The organism is Peribacillus sp. (assembly GCF_059453735.1).
In genome coordinates this window covers 1-1755 of record NZ_JAZVJO010000205.1, presented here as the reverse complement: position 1 = coordinate 1755, position 1755 = coordinate 1, and the positions used below count along the sequence as shown (strand labels likewise).

Sequence of the window (1755 nt, the reverse complement as noted above, 5' to 3'; positions counted from 1 at the left end):
ATTTAAATAATCAGCAGAAAAAAGGGGCAGCATCTGCTCCCCCTTTAAATTTGTTTCATAATTAGCAGAAAAATGAATATAATCACTATCTAGCTGAACTCGCAGCTAGTCAACTAGATATTGTGAATTTATACTAACATTATAGGATCGTTCAAGACAATCCTTTTCGGTAAGAGGTTAAATAGGCAGGGGGAATGGTTTATGAGTACACGAAAAATTAAAGGGATACATATTGGTGAACCTAAGCTTAAAACGTTGTCAGGCAGATCTTTCATTACTGGAATGGATAAACAAGCTGTTCAAAAAATCCATCTGTCTTATAGAGGGTTTAACGGAGATGGTGTAGGTAATTTGAGGCATCATGGCGGCTCCGATCGGGCAGTATGTTTCTATCCATATGAGCATTATATCCAATGGGAGCAGGAATTCGATAAGGTCCTGAATAGGCCTGCCTTTGGAGAAAATTTAACTGTATCAGGTATGAAAGAATCAGAGGTTTTTTTCGGAGATATCTATCAAATAGGTACGAGTATAGTAGAAATCTGTCAAGGAAGAATTCCTTGTGCGACTATTTCATATTTTAATGAAGTGCCAACTTTTTTGAAAAGGACTATGGAAACAGGATACACCGGTTATTTTGCCAGGGTCATTGAAGAAGGGACGATTGAAGATGAATCAAACATTATTCTAAAAGAAAGGGTTCAGGAAGCCTATTCAATTGAACGGGGGAATCGAATACTGCTACATCATGAAGGGAATCAGACTGATATCGAAGGGATGCTGATGCTGGATTCACTAGCAGACGATTGGAAAAAGAGAGTAGAAAAAAAACGACTTGCATGGATGGAGCAGAAAGGATAAAACACAGAAAAGTTGGGGTGCAAAGCCCCAACTTTTGGTCGTTTATTTTTTACAAACAGCTGTTACACAAACTGTAAGTTCTGGTGCTATTTTTTTGAATTTCACTGAAATATTGCGGAAACCAGCAAGGTATAAAGCTTGTTCGATTTCATGTGCATGAGCAAATGTTTTTTTTCGAGATGCGTCTTCCTCCCGCGGTTGTACAGTAATGGCAATTACGCCATTATTCTTCATCAGTTGATAAATTCGCTTAAGAGTACTCTGTTTGTCTTTCCATAATGGATAGTTATTAACCGAGACGACTTTGTCATACTGATAAAAATCTTCTTCAATCTCTAAAAGATCACCTTCGAATAAGCGTAGTTTTTTCTTTTTTAATGCATCCAAATTTCGTGTAGAAGCAACCTTCAGCATATCATGTGAGAGATCTATACCATCAATCCGTAAATTTCGTTGTCTCTTAAACATGTCTTCAATAGCAGCACCCGGTCCAAACCCAATTTCTAAAATAATGTCCCCGGGTTTTATTTGCAGCCTATTCAGTGTCCATGTATTGATCTTTCGATTATCAAATGACATAATCCTGCCGACAATTCTCCCCAGCAATCCTTCTGGTTTTCGAAACTGCTTTGCTAAAATTTCTAGCATTCTTTCACCTCCAGCTATTCTGCGGTACTATTTATATATTTACCTATAGGGAAGTAATTAAACTTCTGATGTATTTTTTAAATAGACGCTGAGAATGGGTAATAAACTATTGAAATTTTCTTATTATTCATGTAAATTAGATATATTATATAAACGAGTACTAAAAAATTTCATAGGAATCTTATCGAGAGAAGTGGAGGGACTGGCCCTTTGAAACTTCAGCAACCGGCTACGGCAAAGGTGCTA

2 protein-coding genes and 1 riboswitch are annotated in these 1755 nt (G+C 37.0%); of the genes, one reads left to right on the top strand and one right to left on the bottom strand.

Annotated elements, in window-relative coordinates; all coding sequences use genetic code 11:
* The first annotated feature begins 201 nt into the window (after nucleotides 1–201).
* Nucleotides 202–861 carry an MOSC domain-containing protein gene (locus AC52RT_RS06485; protein ID WP_495539991.1) on the top strand — a complete coding sequence of 220 codons (660 nt, stop codon included), beginning with the start codon at nucleotides 202–204 and terminating at the stop codon, nucleotides 859–861.
* A gap of 42 nt (nucleotides 862–903) precedes the next feature.
* On the opposite strand, the gene AC52RT_RS06480 is transcribed toward AC52RT_RS06485, so the two are convergent.
* Nucleotides 904–1509 carry a class I SAM-dependent DNA methyltransferase gene (locus AC52RT_RS06480; protein ID WP_495539990.1) on the bottom strand — a complete coding sequence of 202 codons (606 nt, stop codon included), beginning with the start codon at nucleotides 1507–1509 and terminating at the stop codon, nucleotides 904–906.
* A 178-nt stretch (nucleotides 1510–1687) separates the two neighbouring features.
* Nucleotides 1688–1755, top strand: a riboswitch (SAM riboswitch). This riboswitch is flagged as partial in the annotation.